Annotated in this window: 22 protein-coding genes; 1 reads left to right on the top strand and 21 read right to left on the bottom strand. The window is 71.6% G+C overall.

Annotated features, from left to right (window positions below; genetic code table 11):
- Positions 1–85: 85 nt before the first annotated feature.
- Both tsf and rpsB read right to left on the bottom strand, forming a co-directional pair.
- Positions 86–931 carry a translation elongation factor Ts gene (gene tsf / locus AAFN69_RS26105; protein ID WP_347731204.1) on the bottom strand — a complete coding sequence of 282 codons (846 nt, stop codon included), beginning with the start codon at positions 929–931 and terminating at the stop codon, positions 86–88.
- Positions 932–1071: 140 nt separating this feature from the next.
- The gene (gene rpsB / locus AAFN69_RS26100) at positions 1072–1998 is read right to left on the bottom strand and encodes a 30S ribosomal protein S2 (protein ID WP_347731203.1); all 927 of its coding nucleotides are present in this window, start codon (positions 1996–1998) and stop codon (positions 1072–1074) included.
- Positions 1999–2586: 588 nt separating this feature from the next.
- Here rpsB and AAFN69_RS26095 point away from each other — a divergent pair.
- Complete coding sequence (locus AAFN69_RS26095; RefSeq protein ID WP_347731202.1) at positions 2587–3123, top strand: M23 family metallopeptidase; 537 nt, start codon at positions 2587–2589, stop codon at positions 3121–3123.
- 55 nt (positions 3124–3178) lie between these two features.
- Here the strand turns inward: AAFN69_RS26095 and AAFN69_RS26090 are convergent, their stop codons facing one another.
- From AAFN69_RS26090 to ffh, 19 genes are all read right to left on the bottom strand, one after another.
- A complete protein-coding gene (locus AAFN69_RS26090) occupies positions 3179–3739 on the bottom strand; it encodes a helix-turn-helix domain-containing protein (RefSeq protein WP_347731299.1) in 561 nt (186 codons plus the stop codon).
- 70 nt (positions 3740–3809) lie between these two features.
- Positions 3810–4646, bottom strand: a complete 837-nt coding sequence (whiG, locus tag AAFN69_RS26085) for an RNA polymerase sigma factor WhiG (RefSeq protein WP_347731201.1) — start codon at positions 4644–4646, stop codon at positions 3810–3812.
- Positions 4647–4920: 274 nt separating this feature from the next.
- The gene (gene dprA / locus AAFN69_RS26080) at positions 4921–6090 is read right to left on the bottom strand and encodes a DNA-processing protein DprA (RefSeq protein WP_347731200.1); all 1170 of its coding nucleotides are present in this window, start codon (positions 6088–6090) and stop codon (positions 4921–4923) included.
- The gene (locus AAFN69_RS26075) at positions 6087–7697 is read right to left on the bottom strand and encodes a YifB family Mg chelatase-like AAA ATPase (RefSeq protein WP_347731199.1); all 1611 of its coding nucleotides are present in this window, start codon (positions 7695–7697) and stop codon (positions 6087–6089) included. The genes dprA and AAFN69_RS26075 overlap by 4 nt, the downstream gene beginning before the upstream one ends.
- Entirely contained in the window at positions 7697–8059 is a 363-nt protein-coding gene (locus tag AAFN69_RS26070; protein ID WP_347731197.1) for a YraN family protein, read from the bottom strand. Before AAFN69_RS26070 ends, AAFN69_RS26075 begins: the two co-directional genes overlap by 1 nt.
- Before the next feature lie 152 nt (positions 8060–8211).
- Entirely contained in the window at positions 8212–8520 is a 309-nt protein-coding gene (locus tag AAFN69_RS26065; RefSeq protein WP_347731196.1) for a DUF2469 domain-containing protein, read from the bottom strand.
- A gap of 55 nt (positions 8521–8575) precedes the next feature.
- Positions 8576–9133, bottom strand: coding sequence for an NUDIX hydrolase (locus AAFN69_RS26060; protein WP_347731194.1), 558 nt, complete (start codon positions 9131–9133; stop codon positions 8576–8578).
- Positions 9123–9875, bottom strand: coding sequence for a signal peptidase I (gene lepB / locus AAFN69_RS26055; RefSeq protein WP_347731193.1), 753 nt, complete (start codon positions 9873–9875; stop codon positions 9123–9125). The genes AAFN69_RS26060 and lepB (AAFN69_RS26055) overlap by 11 nt, the downstream gene beginning before the upstream one ends.
- 34 nt (positions 9876–9909) lie before the next feature.
- Positions 9910–10842 carry a signal peptidase I gene (lepB, locus tag AAFN69_RS26050; RefSeq protein WP_347731192.1) on the bottom strand — a complete coding sequence of 311 codons (933 nt, stop codon included), beginning with the start codon at positions 10840–10842 and terminating at the stop codon, positions 9910–9912.
- The gene (gene lepB, locus AAFN69_RS26045) at positions 10727–11821 is read right to left on the bottom strand and encodes a signal peptidase I (protein WP_347731191.1); all 1095 of its coding nucleotides are present in this window, start codon (positions 11819–11821) and stop codon (positions 10727–10729) included. The genes lepB (AAFN69_RS26050) and lepB (AAFN69_RS26045) overlap by 116 nt, the downstream gene beginning before the upstream one ends.
- Positions 11814–12608, bottom strand: coding sequence for a signal peptidase I (gene lepB, locus AAFN69_RS26040; RefSeq protein WP_347731298.1), 795 nt, complete (start codon positions 12606–12608; stop codon positions 11814–11816). The genes lepB (AAFN69_RS26045) and lepB (AAFN69_RS26040) overlap by 8 nt, the downstream gene beginning before the upstream one ends.
- A gap of 331 nt (positions 12609–12939) precedes the next feature.
- A complete protein-coding gene (gene rplS / locus AAFN69_RS26035; protein WP_064070301.1) occupies positions 12940–13290 on the bottom strand; it encodes a 50S ribosomal protein L19 in 351 nt (116 codons plus the stop codon).
- A gap of 129 nt (positions 13291–13419) precedes the next feature.
- The gene (gene trmD, locus AAFN69_RS26030; protein WP_347731189.1) at positions 13420–14241 is read right to left on the bottom strand and encodes a tRNA (guanosine(37)-N1)-methyltransferase TrmD; all 822 of its coding nucleotides are present in this window, start codon (positions 14239–14241) and stop codon (positions 13420–13422) included.
- Positions 14241–14840, bottom strand: coding sequence for a ribosome maturation factor RimM (rimM, locus tag AAFN69_RS26025; protein WP_347731188.1), 600 nt, complete (start codon positions 14838–14840; stop codon positions 14241–14243). The genes trmD and rimM overlap by 1 nt, the downstream gene beginning before the upstream one ends.
- Positions 14841–15010: 170 nt before the next feature.
- Complete coding sequence (locus AAFN69_RS26020; protein ID WP_005311361.1) at positions 15011–15250, bottom strand: RNA-binding protein; 240 nt, start codon at positions 15248–15250, stop codon at positions 15011–15013.
- 2 nt (positions 15251–15252) lie between these two features.
- Positions 15253–15699 (bottom strand): 30S ribosomal protein S16, encoded by a 447-nt coding sequence (gene rpsP / locus AAFN69_RS26015; RefSeq protein ID WP_347731184.1) that lies wholly within the window; start codon positions 15697–15699, stop codon positions 15253–15255.
- Positions 15700–15904: 205 nt separating this feature from the next.
- Positions 15905–16498: a hypothetical protein gene (locus AAFN69_RS26010; protein ID WP_003958960.1), complete on the bottom strand. Its 594-nt coding sequence runs from the start codon at positions 16496–16498 to the stop codon at positions 15905–15907.
- A gap of 1053 nt (positions 16499–17551) precedes the next feature.
- The gene (proS, locus tag AAFN69_RS26005) at positions 17552–18967 is read right to left on the bottom strand and encodes a proline--tRNA ligase (RefSeq protein ID WP_347731182.1); all 1416 of its coding nucleotides are present in this window, start codon (positions 18965–18967) and stop codon (positions 17552–17554) included.
- 137 nt (positions 18968–19104) lie between these two features.
- Positions 19105–20655, bottom strand: a complete 1551-nt coding sequence (gene ffh / locus AAFN69_RS26000; RefSeq protein ID WP_347731181.1) for a signal recognition particle protein — start codon at positions 20653–20655, stop codon at positions 19105–19107.
- Between the last annotated feature and the right edge of the window lie 138 nt (positions 20656–20793).

The raw sequence follows: 20793 nt of genomic DNA, 5'->3' as shown, positions 1-20793 counted from the left end.
GTGGCGCCCGAGGGCACACACGGCCGATGACTGCGTGGGAAACCCTATCGGGCTCCCCGGCCGATCGCGTACTCGCCGTATTCGCTCAGGCGCCGACGCGGATGCGCGCGAAGCGCTTCAGCTCGACACCGGCCTCGTCAAGAACCTTCTTGACGGACTTCTTGTTGTCCTTCGCGAACGGCTGGTCGAGGAGGGTGACCTCCTTGAAGAAGCCGTTGACGCGACCCTCGACGATCTTCGGGAGGGCGGCCTCGGGCTTGCCCTCCTCACGCGAGGTGGCCTCGGCGACGCGGCGCTCGTTCTCGACGACCTCGGCCGGAACCTCGTCACGGTTGAGGTACTGCGGCGAGAAGGCGGCGATGTGCTGCGCGACGTCCTTGGCGATGACGGCGGCCTCGTCACCGGCCTTGTCCAGCTCGACCAGGACGCCGACCTGCGGCGGGAGGTCGGGCATGGTGCGGTGCAGGTAGACACCGACGTACCCGCCGGTGAACTGCGCGAAGCGGTCGAGGACGATCTTCTCGCCGAGGTTGGCGTTGGCCTCGTCGACGTACGCCTGGACGGTCTTGCCGGCCTCGATCTCAGAGGCGAGCAGCGCGTCGAGGTCCGCCGGGGAGGTCGCGGCGACGTGCGCGGCCAGCGTGTTGGCGACGGTCTGGAACTTGTCACCCTTGGCGACGAAGTCCGTCTCGCACTTCAGCTCCAGCAGAACGCCGGAGGTCTTGTCGTCGGAGATGAGGGCGACAACGGCGCCGTTCTCCGCGCTGCGGCTCTCGCGCTTGGCGACGCCCTTCTGGCCCTTGACGCGGAGGAGCTCGACGGCCTTGTCGACATTGCCGTCGGCCTCGACGAGCGCCTTCTTGCAGTCCATCATGCCGGCGCCGGTCAGCTCACGCAGCTTCTTGACGTCAGCGGCGGTGTAATTCGCCATGTCCCTGAATCTCTTCTCGAAAGTCGAAAGTCGAAGATCTGCCGGTCCGGGGGGCGGCCGGTGATCCACGGGTGAGCGGCGGGGGCCGGTGCCAGTGGCACCGTCCCCCGTCATTCACCTACCGAAGCTGTACGGCGAGGTCAGCCCTGCTCGGCGTCGGCGGCGGGCGCCTCGGCCTCGGCAGCGGCGGGAGCCTCGGCCTCGGCGGCCGGGGCGTCGGCGGCGGGCGCCTCGGCGGCGGCGTCCTCGGCCGGCTTCTCGGCGGCCTCGTCGGACTCGGCCTTCTTCTCGCCACCCTCGAGCAGGTCGCGCTCCCACTCGGCGAGGGGCTCGCCGGCGGCCTTCTCGCCCGGCTTGGAGTCACCGGTGGCGACGCCGGAACGGGCGATGAGGCCCTCGGCGACGGCGTCGGCGATCACGCGGGTGAGCAGGGTGACGGAGCGGATCGCGTCGTCGTTGCCCGGGATCTTGTAGTCGACCTCGTCGGGGTCGCAGTTGGTGTCGAGGATCGCGACGACCGGGATGTGGAGCTTGCGCGCCTCACCGACGGCGATGTGCTCCTTCTTGGTGTCGACGATCCAGACGGCGCTCGGCACCTTCTGCATCTCGCGGATGCCGCCGAGGGTCTTCTCCAGCTTGGCCTTCTCGCGGGAGAGAACCAGCAGCTCCTTCTTGGTGAGGCCGGAGGCGGCCACATCCTCGAAGTCGATCTGCTCGAGCTCCTTGAGGCGCTGCAGACGCTTGTAGACGGTGGAGAAGTTGGTCAGCATGCCACCGAGCCAGCGCTGGTTGACATAGGGCATGCCCACGCGGGTCGCCTGCTCGGCGATCGCCTCCTGGGCCTGCTTCTTGGTGCCGACGAACATGATGGAGCCGCCGTGGGCGACGGTCTCCTTGACGAACTCGTAGGCGCGGTCGATGTACGACAGCGACTGGAGCAGGTCGATGATGTAGATGCCGTTGCGCTCCGTGAAGATGAAGCGCTTCATCTTCGGGTTCCAGCGGCGGGTCTGGTGACCGAAGTGGACGCCGCTTTCCAGCAGCTCCCGCATCGTGACGACGGCCATGGCCGTATCTCCTTGGGTTCTCGGTTATGTACCTGACGCCCCGGCGCGCCGTGCCACGAGGGACCGAGGGGCGCGGCCACCGACTGCGGAAAGCGAGCTGGTGGCGGGGCGTGCGAAGTCGACCCGGTGACCCGGATCGCCAGAAGAAGTGTACGGGACCCGCACACCTCCGGGTGACGGCACTGTCCACAACCAGCCGGTAATCCACAGTTACGGACCATGATCCACTCGATACCGGTCCCCCGGGGCACCGTATGGCACATGTACCGCAGCCCTCCGGCACCCGTGCCGATGCCCTTCCCGCCGCCATCCCCCGATTCCCGGATCCCGTCCGCCCGGCTGTTCCCGCGGGCCGGACCGGGGATTCGGGCGCGGGGCCGGCCTCCGTCCCGGCAGGTCCGGTGGGTCCGGCAGGTCCGGTGGGCTCCCGTTCTTCTGGCGTCGCTGCTGGTTTCACCGCCGGCGCCCGGCGGGGCGGGGGCGGGGGCGGGCGCCGGTGCCGCCCCGGTGGCGGCTGCCGGGGTGTTCGCGGGCAGGAGTCCGGGCCCGGCCCCGGGCCCGGCTCCGGGGACGGATCGTGTCTGGCCGGTGGGTCCGCCGCGTCCTCGGGTCGTACGGGGCTGGGAACCTCCCCCCTCGCCGTACGGGAGAGGTCACCGGGGTGTCGATCTGGCCGCCCCGCCGGGGACCGGGGTACGCGCGGCGGCCGGCGGCCGGATCGTCTTCGCCGGCCGGGTGGCGGGCCGCGGCGTACTGACGATCGCCCTCGGCGGACCGGCCGGGGGTACGGAACGGCCGCCGCCGCGTCTCACCCATGAGCCGGTGACCGCGCTCCTCCCGGCGGGCACGGCGGTACGGGCGGGCCAACGGGTGGGCGTCACCGAAGCGGGCGGCTCGCACTGCGCGGCGGGCTGTCTGCACTGGGGGCTGATCAGGGACGGCGTGTACGCCAATCCGCTCATCCTGCTGCGCCCGGCCCCGTCCCGGCTGCTCCCCCTGACGTCCGCCCCGCCGGCGGCGGGCGCGGGCACGGATCCGTTACGCCGCCGGCACCGGGGCCGAGGGGGCGGCGGGGGTCGCGGGACACCCGCGGCGCGGGGGCACGCGCCGCCGCCCCGAAGCTGAACCTGAGGGGGTGGGGGGGGAGGGAGGGGGCGGGGGGGCGGGGGGGAGGCCCCGGTCAGGGGGCGGTGACGCCGCGCAGCGCCATCGACACCGCCGCGTCCGCGATCACCCGGGGGTCCTCCGCCGCGCCGAGCTCGATGCGGCGGACCGCCGCGTCCACGACGCCCTGGAGGAGCATCGCGGCCAGTCGCGGCTGCTCATGGCCGAGCAGCAGCAGGGCTTCGCCGATCATGGTGATGAGCCCGCCGTGTGCGGCCCGGATCTTCTCCCGCGCACCGGCGTCCAGCTCACTGGCGGAGATGGCGACCACGGCACGGTGGCGGCGGTCCCCGACCAGTTCCAGCTGCCGGCGGACATACGCCTCGATCTTGCCGTCGGCCGTGTCGGCCCGCTCCATGGCGGACTCGACCTCCGCCGCCCAGACGGGGAAGTCGACGGCGCAGAGCTCCTCGACGACCGCTGCCCGTGAGCGGAAGTACTCGTACACGGACGACCTGGCCAGACCGGTGCGCTCGGCGAGGGCGGGGAAGGTCAGCGCCTCCGTACCCCCCTCGGACAGCAGGGATCGCGCGGCGTCGAGCAGGGCGTCGCGCTGCATGGTCCGGTGCTCGGCCACTGAGGCCGCTCGAATCCTGGGCACGTCTCCACTTTACGGATACCCGCAAGAGCGAGCGACGATTCGGCCGTCAACGGCCCATGTCGGCGAGCTTCCCGCGCAGCTGGAGGACCGATTTGGTGTGAATCTGGCTCACTCGGCTCTCGGTGACCCCGAGCACATTGCCGATCTCGGCGAGGGTGAGTCCCTCGTAGTAGTACAGGGTGACCACCGTCTTCTCCCGGTCCGGGAGGGTGTTGATGGCGCGGGCGAGGAGTCTGCGCAGCTCCCGGTCCTCGGCGACCTCGACCGGATTGTCGGCGGCGGTGTCCTCCAGGGTGTCCATCAGGCTGAGCCGGTCGCCGCCCTCGCCGCCCGCATGCAGCAGCTCCTCCAGGGCGACGACATTGGCGAGGGACAACTGGCTGAATACCGCGTGCAGTTCCTCGACCGCGATGTCCATCTCGGCGGCGACCTCGGTCTCCGACGGGGTGCGCCGGAGCTGGGCCTCCAGGGTGGCGTACGCGCGTTCCACCGCACGGGCCTTCTGGCGGACGGAGCGCGGGATCCAGTCGAGCGCCCTGAGCTCGTCGATCATGGCGCCGCGGATCCGGGTGATCGCATAGGTCTCGAACTTGATGGACCGCTCGATGTCGAACTTCTCGATGGCGTCGATGAGACCGAAGACCCCGGAGGAGACGAAGTCGGCCTGCTCCACATTGGACGGCAGGCCGACGCTCACCCGGCCGGCGACATATTTGACCAGCGGCGAGTAGTGCAGGATCAGTTGCTCGCGCAGCCGCTCGTCTCCCGTTGACTTGTACGACCGCCACAGCTCGTCCAGCGAGGTGGGAGCGGGGGGCCGCACGGCGCCGCGGGCGGCGGGGGGCGCTGCCGCGCGGTCAGACCCGGAGATGTGCTGGGGCATGCGTTGCCTTGAGCCGTTCTGCTGTGAGGGGACTCGGGAGGGGGCGGGGAGCGTCTTGGGCCGGAAATGGTGAGCGTAGCGTGACTATGCGATTGCGGTGGGCGAAGTTCAGGGGATGACCCCTCTGCGGGGGTATCGCGCTCAGGGGCCTTCCCGGCCCGTGCCCACTGGCCGGGGAAGCCGGCCGCACTCCGGCCCGGCGGGCTTCCCGGGCCGGTCGGCACGGGGTGCTGTCATCACCATTTCACCCGAATGATCCATACCGGTTGTCGTTTCACCGGGCGGGCCGGCGGCGGATCGCACGGAGTGTCAACTGCCACGTGTCGCCGATTCGTTCGACGAACCCCAGACCGTGGAGTTCCTGGAGCCTGCCGAGGGTCTCGTCGAGCGAGGTGCCCGCCTCCCGGGCGAGACGCGGTCCGGTGACCGCGCCCCGGGCGGGGAGGGCTTCGAGTACCCGGGCGGTCGCGGGGGCGAGCAGATCTCTGGGGAGCACCGGACCCCGCCGGGCGGGGGCGAGTTCGCCCATGTCGCCGATGAGTTCGGCCACCTCGGCGGCGTCGGTGACGAGCACCGCCTCCCCGCGCAGCAGCTCGTGGACCCCGGCGGAGAGACCGCTGGTGGCGGGGCCGGGGATTCCCATGGTGTGACGGCCGAGCGACTGGGCTCTGCGTGCGGTGACCAGTGATCCGCTGCGGTGCTCGGCCTCCACCACGACCGTGCCTCTGGTGAGCGCGGCGATGAGCCGGTTCCGGAGGACGAATCTGCTCGCGGTGGGGTGGTCGCCCGGCGGTAATTCGCCGATGATCAGGCCCTGTTCGGCGATCCGGCCGAGGAGTTCGGCGTGGCCGCGCGGATAGACCGTGTCGACTCCGCAGGCGAGTACGGCGACGGTGGCCCCGTTCGCGGCGAGTGCGCCCCGGTGGGCGGCACCGTCGACGCCGAAGGCCGCCCCGGAGACCACGGTCCAGCCCCGCTCGGCGAGCCCGGTGCCGAGGGTGGCCGCCATGTACGCGCCGTAGGGGGTGCATGCCCGGGCGCCGACGACGGCGACGGAGCGCAGCGCCCAGTGCCGCAGATCGAAGCCGCCCCGGATCCAGAGCCCGACGGGGCGGGCCGCGCCCAGGTCGTCCAGCTGGGTGGGCCACTCCGGGTCGCCGGGGCAGATGAACCGACCGCCCGCCGCGGCGGCGGTGTCCAGGTCACGGCGGGGGTCGGCGGCGTCCGCCCTGGCCCGCAGGCCCGCGAGGCGGCGGGGGCCGGCGCCGGGCAGGGCGCCGGGGTCCGGATCGGCCGTGCCGAGCAGGGTCAGGAGCTTCCGGGCTCCGTGCCGCAGCAGCCATGCGCCGACCTGTTCGTCACCGGGTTCGATCACGCGGGTGAGGGCCGCCCGGGCGATCCGCTCGGCCTCCGCTGCCGGGGTGGTGCGGCCGTCGGGGCTCACCGGTGGCCCCCTCGGGCGGCGGCGGTGCCGCGCGGGACGCCGGTGCGCAGCTCCAGGGCGTGATCGACGTCGGGTGCCCCGGGGCGGTCGCGGCCCGCCAGGTCGGCGAGGGTCCAGGCGACCCGGAGGACCCGGTCGAGGCCGCGGGCGGTGAGGAGGCCGCGCTCCAGATCGCGCTCGGCAGCGCCGAGGGCGCCCGGGCCGACCTGCCAGCGGGTGCGCAGCTCATGCCCGGGTACTTCGCTGTTGACCTGCCACGGGGTCTCCCGCAGCCGGGCGGCGGCGCGCTCGCGGGCCTCCCGCACCCGGGCGGCGACCGCGGCCGTGGACTCCCCCGGACCGGTGCGGCCCAGCAGCTCGGCGCGGCTGACGGGTTCGACCCGGACGCGCAGATCGACCCGGTCGAGGAGCGGGCCCGAGAGCCGGGCCTGATAGCGCCGGACGGCCGCGGGCGGGCATTCGCATCCGGCGCCGTTCAGTGTGTGGCGGCCGCAGGGGCAAGGGTTGGCGGCGAGGACGAGCAGGAATCGGGCGGGCAGCCGGACCACTCCCCCGCTGCGGGCGACCACCACCTGTCCGGATTCCAGTGGCTGCCGCAGGGCATCCAGGGCTTTGGAGGTGAATTCGGGTGTTTCATCAAGAAATAACACCCCGCGATGGGCGAGCGAGACCGCTCCGGGCCGGGGCAGGCCGTTCCCCCCGCCGACGAGGGCGGGCATGGTGGCCGAGTGGTGCGGTGCGCAGTAGGGCGGCGTCCGCACCAGGGACCGGCCGGGCGGCAGGATGCCCGCGACCGAGTGGACGGCCGTGACCTCCAGGGATTCCCGGCGGGTCAGCGGTGGCAGCACGCCGGGCAGCCGCTCCGCCAGCATGGTCTTCCCGGCACCGGGCGGGCCGTGCAGCATCAGATGGTGGCCGCCGGCCGCGGCGGCCTCCAGGGCCCGCCGCGCGCTGTGCTGACCGGCGACATCGGCCAGGTCGGGGGGTTCGGCCGGCGCCACGAGACCTGTGCCGACCCCGGCGCCGGGCACCATCAGCCCGGCCAGCAGCGGGTCCGGGCTGCCCTCGGGCAGTGGTTCCTCGTGCGGGACGGGTTCATCGGCCAGGATCGCGATGAGCTGGCGCAGGGTGCGTACGCCCAGGACCGAGACGCCGGGGACCAGCGATGCCTCGCCGACGGTCGGCTCGGGCACCACCACCTGGCGGTATCCGGCCTCGGCGGCGGCGAGCACCGAGGGCAGCACCCCGCGCACCGGCCGCACCCGGCCGTCGAGACCCAGCTCCCCGATGAGCATCAGTTCCGCGATGACCCGGGGATCGATCCGCTCGGCCGCGCCCAGCACGGCGGCCGCGACGGCGAGATCGAATCCGCTCCCGCTCTTGGGTACGGATGCCGGGCTGAGGCCGACCGTCAGCTTCTTCTGGGGCCACTGCTCCCCGGAGTTGACGACCGCCGCCCTGACCCGGTCGCGGCTCTCCACCAGGCTCTTGTCCGGGAGGCCGACCAGGGTGAACGCGGCCACCCCGGGCTCCAGATCGGCCTGGACCTCGCAGACCACGCCCTCGACGCCCACCAGCGCCACGGAACACGCGCGGGCGAACCCCATCAGGCCACTCCCCGCGCATGCTCGATCCGCGGTGCGCCGCGCGGTGGCAGCACGATGCCGATGAGGTCGATGCGGACCCCGCCCGCCGGCGGTACCCCCTGCCGCTCCAGCCAGCAGGCGGCGAGATGCCGCAGCCGGCCGGCCTTGGCCGGGGTGACCGCCGCCATCGGATGTTCGAAGCCGCCCGCTCTGCGGGTCTTGACCTCGCACACCACCACGGTGTCGCCGTCGCGGGCGACGATGTCGATCTCCCCCGCCCGCCCGCACCGCCAGTTCCTCGCGAGAACCGTCATGCCGGCGTCCGCCAGCAGCCGCGCCGCCAGTTCCTCACCGTACCGTCCGAGTGCCCCCGTAGCGTTCATCCCGGCACCACCTCCGGTACCGAGAGTGACGCCTGCGCGGCCCGGCTGTGGATCTTGGTGGACAACCGGGCCGTTGTGGATAACTCCGTCACCCCGGATACCGGCCACCCGCCGGCCGGGCAGCCCGGGCGTCAGCCGCCGGCGCCGGGGTGTCAGCCGCCGGGAAGTTCGAGATCGCTCTTGTTGAGCTCCTCGATATTCACGTCCTTGAACGTGAGCACACGCACTTGCTTGACGAATCGAGCCGGTCGGTACATGTCCCAGACCCACGCGTCCGCCATGGAGACCTCGAAGAAGACCTCGCCCTGTACGGAGTGGATCTGCATCTCATAGTCATTGGTGAGATAAAAACGGCGCTCGGTCTCGATCACGTACTTGAACAACCCGACGACGTCTCGATACTCCCGGTAGAGCTTCAGCTCCATCTCGGTCTCGTACTTCTCGAGGTCCTCGGCGCTCATGGCATGTTCCCCTTCAGCCGTGCGTCCCCCCATTGTGCTCCAGGGCCCCGGACCCCTAAACGATTTCGGGGGCGAGAACCACAGGTGTGCTCGGAGGGCCCTCGTCGAGCAGCGTGCGCAGCAACTCGGCGAGTCTGGTCGGGTACACCGTCTCACGCGCCGCCGACAGTTCGGCGGAAGTCCACCACCTCAGCCCGGTGACACTCCGCAGCTCCAGCTCCGTCAGCCCGCCGGGGGCGGTGACGGTCTGTTCCGTACGTGCCAGGAAGTACCACTCGTCCTGATCCCAGCGGCGCCCGTCGAAGGGAAAGGAGCAGATCCGCCGCCACAGCACCGGCCCGAGCTCGACCTCCGTGATCCCGGTTTCCTCCGCCAGCTCGCGCAGCGCGGCCTCCGCACGGGTCTCATAGCCCTCCAGCCCGCCGCCGGGGGTGAACCACCAGTCGTCGGAGGGATCACCGGGTTCACAGCCGTGCATCAGCAGCACCCGGTCCCGGGGATCGAGCAGAACCACCCGCGCCACCCGCCGCAGCGGACGCCCCGCCACCGGGCCCGCGTCACCGGGAGAGCCCTGCGGCGGGCCGGCCGGCCGCCGCGCCTCGTCATCCGGCATCCGCCGCCCCTCCCCGCCCCTGCCCGCCCGCCCTGCGCGCGAGGCGCTCCACGACCGGCCCGTACGCGGCGCCGCCGACGATCAGTGCCGCTCCGAGCAGTACGGAGGAGGTGATCAGCCGTATCGGGCCGACCTCCGAGACCCCGCCCGGCAGCCGGGCGAAGCCCCCCGGCCGCTCCAGTACCTCACCGGGCAGCGGCCAGGCCACCGCGTCCAGCCGTCCCACTACCGACGAACGCGCCACCGACCCCTCGCCCGCCTCCTGGAGCCGGGAGCGCGAGTCCAGCGAGCCCGTGCGCTCGTCGCCCAGCAGAAACAGCTGTCCATCGGGCACATCCGCGGTGAACTTCTCGGCGGAGGCCGGCCCGCCGGAGCTCAGATACGGTTCGTCGACCGGTTCGCCGTTGACCGTCAGCCGGCCGCCCGCACCACAGCAGGCCACGGTGTCCCCGCCGACACCCACCACGCGCTTCACCATGAGGACATCGCTCCACTCCCGGTCCCGGAAGACCACGATGTCGCCGCGCCGCACCCGGTCGCCGTCCACCCGCTGGGCCAGCACCCGGTCCCCCGCCCGCACGGCGGGAGACATGGAATCGGTCGGTACGGTGTACGGCTGGTAGATCACGGCGCCCCAGATGAAGCCGCCGAGGAAGAGCACAAAACCGACGGCCACGGCCACACCCGACAGTGCACTGCCGAGGCGGCCGCGGCCGTTGTTCTCGCGTCCTGCTGCTGCCATCCCGCTCCCCTGCTCGGAGGTCCGGGACGGCACCCTACCTGGCGGTATCGCCCGCGGTCAGCCTCTTGCGGCGCCAGAGCACGATGGGCAGCGCGCCGAGCGTGCCCATCGCCAGGGGAGCACCCGCCGCGGCGGCCGAGGCCGCCGCGTTGAGACCCGGCTGATCGAAGGTGGACGGGATCGGCAGGGTCGACCAGCGGTTGATCGGCCACGCCACCACGAAGGCACGCCCGACGACCTCGTCGACCGGCACGAAGCCGCCGTTGACATCCTCCACGTGATACCGCGAGTCCCGGGAATTCTGCCGGTGGTCGCCCATCACCCAGATCCGGTCCTTCGGCACCTTGAAGGGGCCGAACGGCTGATCGTCGCAGGCCGAATTGCCGGGGAAGATGTACGGCTCGTCGAGCGCCTTCCCATTGACCTTGACCGGGCCGCCCTTGCGGCACTCCACGGTGTCACCGGCGACCGCGATCGTCCGCTTGATCAGGTCCTTCTCCTCGGCCGACGGCATCAGGCCGATGAAGCTGAGGAACTTCTGGAAGGCGTTCGGATCCGGGGTGGGCTCGCCGTCCAGCCAGCCGCCCGGGTCGTGGAAGACCACGACCTCTCCGCGCTCGGGCTCCGAGCCGAACCACGGGGTGAGCTTGTCGACCAGCACCCGGTCGCCCCGCTGGAGGGTGTTCTGCATCGAATCCGAGGGAATCGAGAACGCCTGCACCAGGAAAGTCTTGATCAGCAGCGCGAGAATCAGCGCGATACCGATCAGCAGCGGAAGCTCCTTCCAGAAGGACCGGTGCTTGCGCTGCTCCCCGCCGTCACCCCCGTCCGACGCTCCGTCGCCGGGACCGTCATCTGCCGGGGGCTGCCCCGACGGATCGTCGCCCGTCACGTGCGGGGAGGTCCCGGCGGGATTCCCCGGCCGTTCCTCCGGCTGCTCGTGTCCGGACCGTGCGCCGACCGCCACGTCCCCCACATCCACTCCTCACTCGTGCGAACCGCCTGCTCCGAACAAGAAGCAGGCCCACTACTCCCATAACGAGCGGGAGTTCCGCAGGGGTCGGGAGCAGGACCATTCCATTGCGATCCTGATAGGACAGACTATTCGACAGCGCTGGTGACCCGGTCGATCCGGCCGCCGCGTCCGGCACCGACGCGAAGGTCTCGCGCTCCTCCAGGGTGCGCCAGTGGCGCATCGGCCACGCGATCACCACGGCACGGCCGACCACCTCGTCCTCCGACACCGTACCCCGGTCCTCCCCGTCGAGGTGGGCACGCGAGTCGGCGGAGTTGGACCGGTGGTCCCCGAGGACGAAGAGGCGCCCCGGCGGGACCGCGACCTCGAACTTCCGGTCCGACGGTGTGTTACCCGGGTGGAGATAGGGCTCGCTCAGCGGTACGCCGTTGACCGTGATCCGGCCCTGCGGATCACAGCACTTCACGGTGTCCCCGCCGACCGCGACCACCCGCTTGATCAGATCCTGTTCGTCGTCGGAGGGCAGCACACCGATGAAGGTGAGCCCCTGCTTGATCTGTTTGACGACCACCGGGTCGTCGTTCCCGGCCGGGGCGGCCTCCGCCTGGAGCCAGCCGCCGGGATCCTTGAACACCACGACGTCCCCGCGCTCGGCCCTCGACCCGAACCACGGCGTGAACTTGTCCACCAGCACCCGGTCCTGGATGCGGATCGTCTGTTCCATCGACCCGGAGGGGATGACGAACGCCTGGACGAGGAAGGTCTTGAGGATCAGCGCGATCGCCAGCGCCACCGCCAGCAGCAGCGGGATCTCGGTGACCACGGACCTGCGCCGCTTGCGCCGCACCTTGCGGGCGAGTCTGCGCCGCTCCGCCCGGCCGCCCGGGAGAGCTCCGCCGCCGGCGGGCCCGGTTCCGGCGGGCAGCCCGGCATCGTCGCGCCGGCCCGGGGGACGTCCCCGCCTACCCACCGCCGTCTCCCGGTGTCCCCGGGGCCTGCGGTACGCGGCCGAACACCGCGCCGCCGCCGTCGAGCGAGCTCCACCGCCCCAGCGGCCAGCCGATCCACTCCGCCCGGCCGATGACCTTCTCCACCGGGACCATGCCGCCGCCGGGCTTCCCCAGCAGATCGCGGGAGTCCACCGATCTGCTGCGGTGGTCGCCCATCACCCACAGGGTGCCCGGGGGGACGACGATGTCGAACGGGACATCGGAGGGGCGGTCGCCGGGGTGCAGATAGCTCTTCTCGTCGAGCACCGCGCCGTTCACCCGCAGCCCGCCGCCCTTGTCACAGCAGACCACCCGGTCGCCGCCCACCCCCACCACGCGCTTCACGAAGTCGGTGTCGTCCGGCTCCGCCAGCCCGACCGCGGCGAGCGCGCCCCGGGCGGCGGCCGCGACCGGATTCCCCCCGGCCGTCTCCCCGACGAAGGAGCCCCGGCCGTCGAAGACGATCAGCTCGCCCCGGCGGGGCTCCGATCCGAAGCGGTACGCCAGCTTGTTCACCAGCACCCGGTCCCCGACCTGAAGGGTCGGCTCCATGGAACCGCTGGGAATCTGGAACGGCTGGAGCACGAACCGGCTGAGGAGGAGTACGGCCGCGGCCACCGCCGCGCCCAGCAGGGCGACCCGGTTCCAGGACATTCCCGGCGGGGGCGTCTCCGGAGGAGCGGGGAGAGCGGCGCCGTCCGCGTCCGTCTCGCCGGACCGCTCCGTACCGGCCCCGGCACCGCCCGTATGGAGAGCGGCGCTCTCCATACCGCCCGCGCCGGACTCCGCACCCCCCGCGGCCGTGTCCGTATCGACAGCGGCGCTCTCCATACGGGCGGCCCGCTCCGCCGGGCGGCGTCCGCGGGACAGGAACCGGGTGTACCGGAGCCCGCCGCGGGCCCGGGGGCGGGAACGCGAAGAGCGCGACCGCTCCTCCCCGCCCCTGGGGGCGTCCCCGCCGATGGGGAGGGAGGAGTGGTCGCGCTCGGTGTTCTTCGCTTCGGTGTCCATACGAGGGCGAAGCCTATCCGGCCCGCCTGTGGACCCGGCCGGTGTCCGACCCGGGGATCCGGGGTCATCCGGCCGATGTGCCCGAAGGTCAGTTGTCGCGCTTCTCCTTGATCTTCGCGGCCTTGCCGCGCAGCTCACGGAGGTAGTACAGCTTGGCGCGGCGGACGTCACCGCGGGTGACCAGCTCGATCTTCTCGAAGATCGGGCTGTGCACGGGGAAGGTCCGCTCCACACCCACGGAGAAGGACACCTTGCGGACCGTGAAGGTCTCGCTGACGCCCGCGCCCTGGCGGCGGATGACAACACCCTTGAACTGCTGGATACGGGAGCGGTTGCCCTCGATGACGCGAACGTGGACGTTCACGGTGTCACCGGGACGGAACGCGGGGACGTCGGTCCGCAGCGAGGCGGAGTTGACGGCGTCGAGCACATGCGCCATTTTTGTCTGCTTTCTTCGCCAATGCCACAGGTCATCAGCGGGAGAGAGGATGAAGTCAGGGGCTGCCGCATCGGAGCGGGCGTCGTATCCCCCTGTGGCAGGGGCGCGCGCCGGACACACAGCAGCGGCCTATTCTTCCACGGTCCCCGGCCTGCGCCAAAATCGGCCACCGGGCTCGGGTGCCCAGCCCAGGATGGAGAGGGTTTCCCGGTCCTTCTTGTCGAAGGCGGCGGGGTCGCAGCGCTCGATCAGATCGGGACGGTTCAGGGCGGTGCGGCGGAACGCCTCGTCCCGGCGCCAGCGGGCGATCTTCCCGTGGTGCCCGCTGGTGAGCACATCGGGGATGCCGCGTCCGCGCCACTCGGGGGGCTTGGTGTAGACGGGGCCCTCCAGGAGATTGGCCATGGTGCCGGGCGCGAAGGAGTCGTCGCGGTGGGATTCGGCGTTGCCGAGGACCCCGGGCAGCAGCCGGGCCACGGCCTCGGTGATCACCAGGACGGCGGCTTCGCCCCCGGCCAGGACATAGTCGCCGATGGAGACCTCGTACACCGGTATCCGGGTGGCGTACTCGTCGGTGACCCTGCGGTCGATGCCCTCGTACCGGGCGGGCGCGAAGATCAGCCAGGGGCGGGCGGCGAGCTCCACCGCGACCTCCTGGGTGAAGGGCCGGCCGCTGGGGGTGGGGACGACCAGGGCCGGGCCGCGGGCGCCGGTCTCGTACCCGTCGGCGAGGACATCGTCCAGGCACTCGCCCCAGGGCTCGGTCTTCATGACCATGCCGGGGCCGCCGCCGTAGGGGGTGTCGTCGACCGTGTTGTGGCGGTCGTGGGTCCACCGGCGCAGATCGTGCACCCGGACGTCGAGCCGGCCGCGCGCGCGGGCCTTGCCGACGAGCGAGACGTTCAGCGGTTCCAGATACTCCGGGAAGATGGTGACGACGTCGAGCCGCATCAGACGCCGCCGTCCCGGGAGCCGTCCCCGTCGGCGGCGGTGCCGTCCGCCCCGGTCCCGGCGGCGTCGCGCGCGGAGGCGATCTCGGCCCGGTCGTCGATCAGGCCGGGCGGCGGGTCGATCACGGCGCGCTGCTCGTCCAGGTCGATGGAGGTGACGATCCGCTCCACGAACGGGATCATCACCTCGCTGCCGTCCGGCCGCTCCACGATGAAGAGGTCCTGCGACGGCAGATGGCTGATCTCGGTGATCCGGCCGACCTCGGTGCCGTCCGCGGTGACCACGTCGAGATCGATGAGCTGATGGTCGTAGAACTCCTCGGGGTCCTCGGGGGACTCCTCGGGGTCGACATCGGCGATCAGCAGGGTGTTGCGCAGGGCCTCGGCTCCGGTGCGGTCGCGTACGCCCTCGAAGCGGAGCAGCAGCCTGCCGCTGTGCACCCGCCCGGTCTCGATGGTGAGCGGGCCGGCGGCGGCGGGGTCGGTGGCGAGTACGGCTCCGGGGCCGAGCCGCAGCTCCGGCTCGTCCGTCCGCACCTCCACGGTGACCTCGCCCTTGATGCCGTGCGCACGGCCGATTCGGGCGACTACCAACTGCACTTCGCACTCTCTCCTGTCACACGACGGTCAGACGCCGGTCAAAGCGGCGGTCCGGTGGCCTCCGGACGGGCATCGGGAGATGTCACCGCCGCCGGATTCCGGCCGCCGGACGACTACGGGCCGGGGACGGCCGCAATGGCCCTCCCCGGCCCGAGCCGGTGTTCAGCTGTTCAGCGGACCTGATCCACATCGACGAGGTCGACACGGATACCACGGCCACCGATGGCGCCCACGACAGTGCGCAGCGCGCGTGCGGTGCGGCCATTGCGGCCGATCACCTTGCCGAGGTCGTCGGGGTGAACCCTGACCTCCAGCACACGCCCGCGGCGCAGATTGCGCGAGGCGACCTGCACATCGTCGGGGTTGTCGACGATGCCCTTCACGAGGTGCTCAAGAGCCTCCTCGAGCATACTCAGGCTCCGGTCGACTCGGCGGTCTCAGCGGAGTCGCCCGCCTCGTCCGCCTTCTTGTCGGCCTTCTTCGCCTTCGGAGTGATGGCCTCGCCCTTGGGCTCGCCGCCCTCGAGGGCCTTGGCGAACTCGTCGAACGCGGCGCGCTTGCTGACCTTCGGCTCGGCGACGAGCAGCGGCGCCGGGGCCGGGAGGCCCTTGTGCTTCTGCCAGTCACCGGTGAGCTTCAGGATGGCGAGAACCGGCTCGGTCGGCTGGGCGCCGACGGAGAGCCAGTACTGCGCACGCTCCGAGTCGACCTCGATGCGAGAGGGGTTCTGCACCGGGTGGTACAGGCCGATCTCCTCGATGGCCCGGCCGTCACGGCGGGTACGGGAGTCGGCGACGACGATGCGGTAGTGAGGCGAACGGATCTTGCCCAGACGCTTCAGCTTGATCTTGACTGCCACGGAAGTGGTGTCTCCTGGTCTTGACGTGGTTGGGCACAACGAGATGCCACGTGGGGTTGCGGTACTCGGAGTGCCCGATGGACGCGTCAGCCGGAGGAGAGAGGGGTCCTTTACGGCCGTCGAGTACAGCTAGCCATTGTGCCACACGCCGGAAGCGAACCTTCCCCCGGACCTGCGCCGCCCCCGTCAGGCGGCCGGGCCGGAGTCAGCTCGCCGCGGCGACCGGCTCGGGAATTCGGAACGGCTTGCCGCAGCCGCCGCAGACGATCGGCGCCTGGGCGAGGACCGACGGCACCACCCGCACATTGCGACCGCAGTCGCAGACGGCCTTGACCCGCACACCGCCGCCCGAGGAGCCGTGCCGGGCGGCAGGTCCGCGGAAGGAGCGCTTGGTGTCGGAGGCCGTGGCGACCGTGTGCGCCTTGAGGGCGCGCTGGAGCCGGTCGATCGTGGGGCGGTACCGGCGCTTCGCCTCGGGGCTGAGCACGACCAGGGAGAAGCCGCTGCTGGGATGCGGCTCCTCGGCATGGTCGAGGCCCATTTCCTCGGCGATGGCCAGAAAGCGTCGGTTGTGGTAGCGGCCGGCGCGGGAGGTGTCTCGGACACCTCGCGCGGCGGCGATGCCATGGACCGCTTCGTGAAGCAGTCGCTCGAAGGAGAGCTCGGCGCCGCAGGCGGACGACGACTCTCCGATCAGTGATTCGGGCGCGGCGAGATCTGGCAGTTCAGGGTGGTGCCGCTGAATATCGGCCCATGCCTGTGCCAGCTCTGCGGCGAGAACAGGTGGTGTCGTGCTCACGTCGTGATAACGAGCCGAACCTCCCCCGGGTTCCATTCCGGGGCATCCCAAATAATTTGCACGTACCCGTCAGTTGGCATTGTTGCGCCGCGAGGAGGGCGGGTGCGGGGATCTGCGGAGAAGTCTCACAGCTCGCATCAAGGTGGTACGTAACACCGCGTATGTGATGGGGTGCGTTCCGTTTGGTGCGGGGCGGGTCTTCGCGGTCGGGGCGCGGGGGTGGGTTCGCCGGGCCGCCGGCGGGGGGCGCGTCTCAATTCCCGGGGCGCATCGGGCAGTTCACCACACCGGGTGGGCCGGGGCGCACCCGGCCCGGCCCTTGCGGGTGCCGGGGGGCGGGTGCCGGGGGTGCGGGTGCGCCCGGGTGGTTCGGGGGCTCCGCGGGGCGCGGGGCCTTGCGGGGCTCCGCCCCGGACCCCGCGCCTCAATCGCCGGCGGGGCTGACAATTGGGCACCGTCGCCCGCCGGCGGGGCTGGGGACGGCACCGTCTCGCCCGCCTGCGGGGCTGGGGTGACGGCACCGTCTCGCCCGCCTGCGGGGCTGGAGGTGGCATCCCCTCATTCCCTGACGAGGCCGGGGTGATGTCCCTTCGCCCGTCGGGGCTGAAGTGGCACCTCCTCACCCGCCGGCAGGCCCCGAGAGCGGCGTTTCCCTGCCCGCCGACGGGGCTGGAGAACGTCCTCTCACCCACTGACCAGGCAGGGGCCGGCATTTCCCTCGGCCGCTGACAGAGCTGAAGAGGCGGGTCTCCGACATCGCGGGGAGGGCCGAACGCGGCGCCCTCCCGCCCGTCGGCGGGACTCAAGGCAGAGGCTCCCCCGCACCGGTGGGGCTGGGGTGGCGGCATCTCGCCCGCCGAGGGGGCTCAAGGAGACAGCATCTCGCCCGCCGGCGGGACTGAAGGCAGCGCCACCCCGCCGCGCCCGCCCACCGGCCGGGCCCGAAGCGGCGCCGCCCCGTCCCGCCGGCTGGTGGAGAAGAGCGGGCCCGCCCGCCGGCTGAGCCGAGGACCGCGTCGCCCCGCGCGCCGCGACGCGGGCGGGGGCAGGGGGTCAGTAGGCGCGGGAGACGATGGCGATCGCGCCGGGGGTGTCATCCGCCGTGGGGACGGATCCGTCCTCGGAGATCAGGCAGCGGACGGAGACGGACCGCTCGGCCAGGGCCGCCTCGCCCTCTTCGCCCAGGACCGCCCAGGGGATGCGGGCCCAGCCGCCGGCGAGGGCGGCCTCGGCGGCCTCCGGGATCGTGGTCGTGTCCGAGGTGCGGGACTCCCGGCGCTCCCGGGATTCCCGCAGCAGCTGTTCCTGGTCCTCCTCCAGGACACCGGGCAGCAGTGCGGCGAGTTCGTCCACGCGGACCGGTTCCTTCCCGCCCGGGATGCGGCGGGCGAGCATCGCGGTTCCCGCCGCCAGGTCGCGCGGGCCGATCTCGATCCGTACGGGCACGCCCTTCAGCTCCCAGTCGACCGCTCTGCGGCCGAAGGGGACGTCGGTCCGGTCGTCCACCCGGACCCGGAGCCCGGCGGCTTCCAGCAGGTCGCCGATCCGGCGGGCCTCGGTCACCGCCTCGTCGCCCTTGATCGCCATCACGACGATCTGGACGGCGGCGAGCCGGGGCGGGACGCGCAGGCCGTTGTCGTCCCCGTGGGACATGATCAGCCCGCCGACCATCCGGGTGGAGGTGCCCCAGGAGGTCTGGTGGACCAGTTCCTGCCGGCCCTCCCGGGAGAGGTAGCGGGTGTTGAAGGCGCGGGCGAAGTTGGTGCCCAGCTCATGGCTGGTGCCCAGCTGGAGGGCCTTGCCGTCGCCCATCATTCCCTCCAGTGTGAGGGTGTTGATCGCGCCGGCGAAGCGTTCCCGGGGTGTCTTGCGGCCGAGGACCACATCGATGCCGAGCACATTGACCATGAAGTCCGCGTAGACGTCGCGGTGGATGCGGGCGGCGTAGTCGCGGGCCTCCTCGCGGGTGGCGTGGGCGGTGTGGCCCTCCTGCCAGAGGAATTCGGTGGTCCGCAGGAAGACCCGGGGCCGCATCTCCCAACGCACCACATTGGCCCACTGGTTGATGAGCAGCGGAAGGTCCCGGTAGCTCTGCACCCATCTGGAGAAGTAGTCGTTGACGATCGTCTCGGAGGTGGGGCGGACCACGACGGGCTCCTCCAGCTCCTTGCCGCCGCCGCCGTGGGTGACCACCGCCAGCTCGGGTGCGAAGCCCTCGACGTGTTCGGCCTCGCGGGCCAGATAGGACTGCGGGATGAAGAGCGGGAAGTAGGCGTTCTGCGCACCCGCGGCCTTGATCCGGGTGTCCATCTCCCGCTGCATCCGCTCCCAGAGGCCGTAGCCGTACGGCCGGATGACCATGGTGCCCCGCACCGGGCCGTTCTCCGCGAGTTCGGCTTTGGCGATGACGTCCTGATACCAGCGGGGGAAGTCGTCGGCCCGGGGCGTGAGAACGGGTGCTTTTGCCATGGCGCGCATCGTACGGCCGGGCGGGCCCGGCCGTGGATCAATTTTCACGGGCCCGCGCGGCGAAACGGCGCCGGCAACCGCGGAGAGGCGGGTGCCGGCGCCGTGCTCGTGCACGTGCTCGTGCTCGTACTGAGCGGTCAGCCCATGAACTTCTTGAACTCGTCGGGGAGCTCGAAGTCCTGGCCCTGCGCACCGGCCGGCAGGCCGAAGGCGCCGCCCTGGGCGGCCTGCTCGCGCCGGGCCGCGGCCTCCTGCTCCTCGGCCTTGCGCTTCATCGGGTTGCCGCTCTTGCGCTTGCCCTTGGCCTGCTTGACCTGCTTCTTCTGCCGGCCGGGGCCGCCACCCATGCCCGGCATCCCCGGCATGCCGGGCATTCCGCCGCCCTGGGCCATCCGGGACATCATCTTCCGGGCCTCGAAGAACCGCTCCACCAGGCTCTTCACCGCGCTGACCTCGACACCGGAGCCCTTGGCGATCCGGGCCCGGCGCGAGCCGTTGATGATCGTCGGCTCATGGCGCTCGGCCGGGGTCATCGACTTGATGATCGCCGCGGTGCGGTCCACATCGCGCTCGTCGATGTTGTTGATCTGGTCCTTCATCTGGGCCATGCCGGGCAGCATCCCGAGCAGCTTGGAGATGGAGCCCATCTTCCGGACCTGCTCCATCTGGGCCAGGAAGTCATCGAGGGTGAAGTCCTTGCCCTTGCTGCTCGCCAGCTTGGAGGCCATTTTGGCGGCCTCTTCCTGGCTGAAGGTCTGCTCGGCCTTCTCGATGAGCGAGAGCACATCGCCCATGCCGAGGATGCGCGACGCCATCCGGTCGGGGTGGAAGGCGTCGAACTCGTCCAGCTTCTCGCCGTTGGAGGCGAACATGATCTGGCGGCCGGTGACATGCGCGATGGAGAGCGCGGCACCACCGCGCGCGTCGCCGTCGAGCTTGGACAGGACGACACCGTCGAAGCCGACGCCGTCGCGGAACGCCTCGGCGGTGTTGACGGCGTCCTGGCCGATCATCGCGTCGACGACGAAGAGGATCTCGTCGGGGCTGACGGCGTCGCGGATGTCCGCGGCCTGCCGCATCAGTTCGGCGTCGATGCCGAGGCGGCCCGCGGTGTCGACGATGACGACGTCGTACTGCTTGGCGCGGGCGTGCTCGATGGAGTCCTTGGCGACCTTGACCGGGTCGCCGGTGCCGTTGCCGGGCTCGGGGGCGTAGACCGCCACCCCGGCGCGCTGGGCGACGACGGAGAGCTGGTTGACGGCGTTGGGGCGCTGGAGGTCACAGGCGACGAGGAGCGGGGAGTGGCCCTGCGCCTTCAGCCAGAGGCCGAGCTTTCCGGCGAGGGTGGTCTTGCCCGCGCCCTGGAGACCGGCGAGCATGATCACGGTCGGCGGCTGCTTGGCGAAGCGCAGCCGGCGGGTCTCCCCGCCGAGGATCGCGACCAGTTCCTCGTTGACGATCTTGATGATCTGCTGCGCCGGGTTGAGCGCCTTGGAGACCTCGGCGCCGCGCGCCCGCTCCTTGACGTTCCCGATGAACGCGCGGACGACGGGGAGGGCGACATCGGCTTCGAGCAGCGCGATACGGATCTCACGTGCCGTGGCGTCGATGTCCGCCTCGCTGAGGCGGCCCTTGCCGCGCAGCGTCTTGAAGGTATTCGCCAAGCGGTCGGAGAGAGTATCGAACACGGCGCTCGTCGGTCCTCAGGGTCGGGGGCGGTGGGAATCGGTCTCCAGGGTATCCGGCCGGGCAAAGTGTGTGCCCCACCGTCCCGGAACCCACCGCTCGGACGTCCCGGAACCCGTCCTCCCGGGACCGGCGGCACC

The sequence above is a fragment of the Streptomyces sp. CAU 1734 genome (assembly GCF_039888735.1).
GTDB lineage: Bacteria > Actinomycetota > Actinomycetes > Streptomycetales > Streptomycetaceae > Streptomyces.
This window is presented reverse-complemented; position numbering and strand designations above follow the sequence as displayed.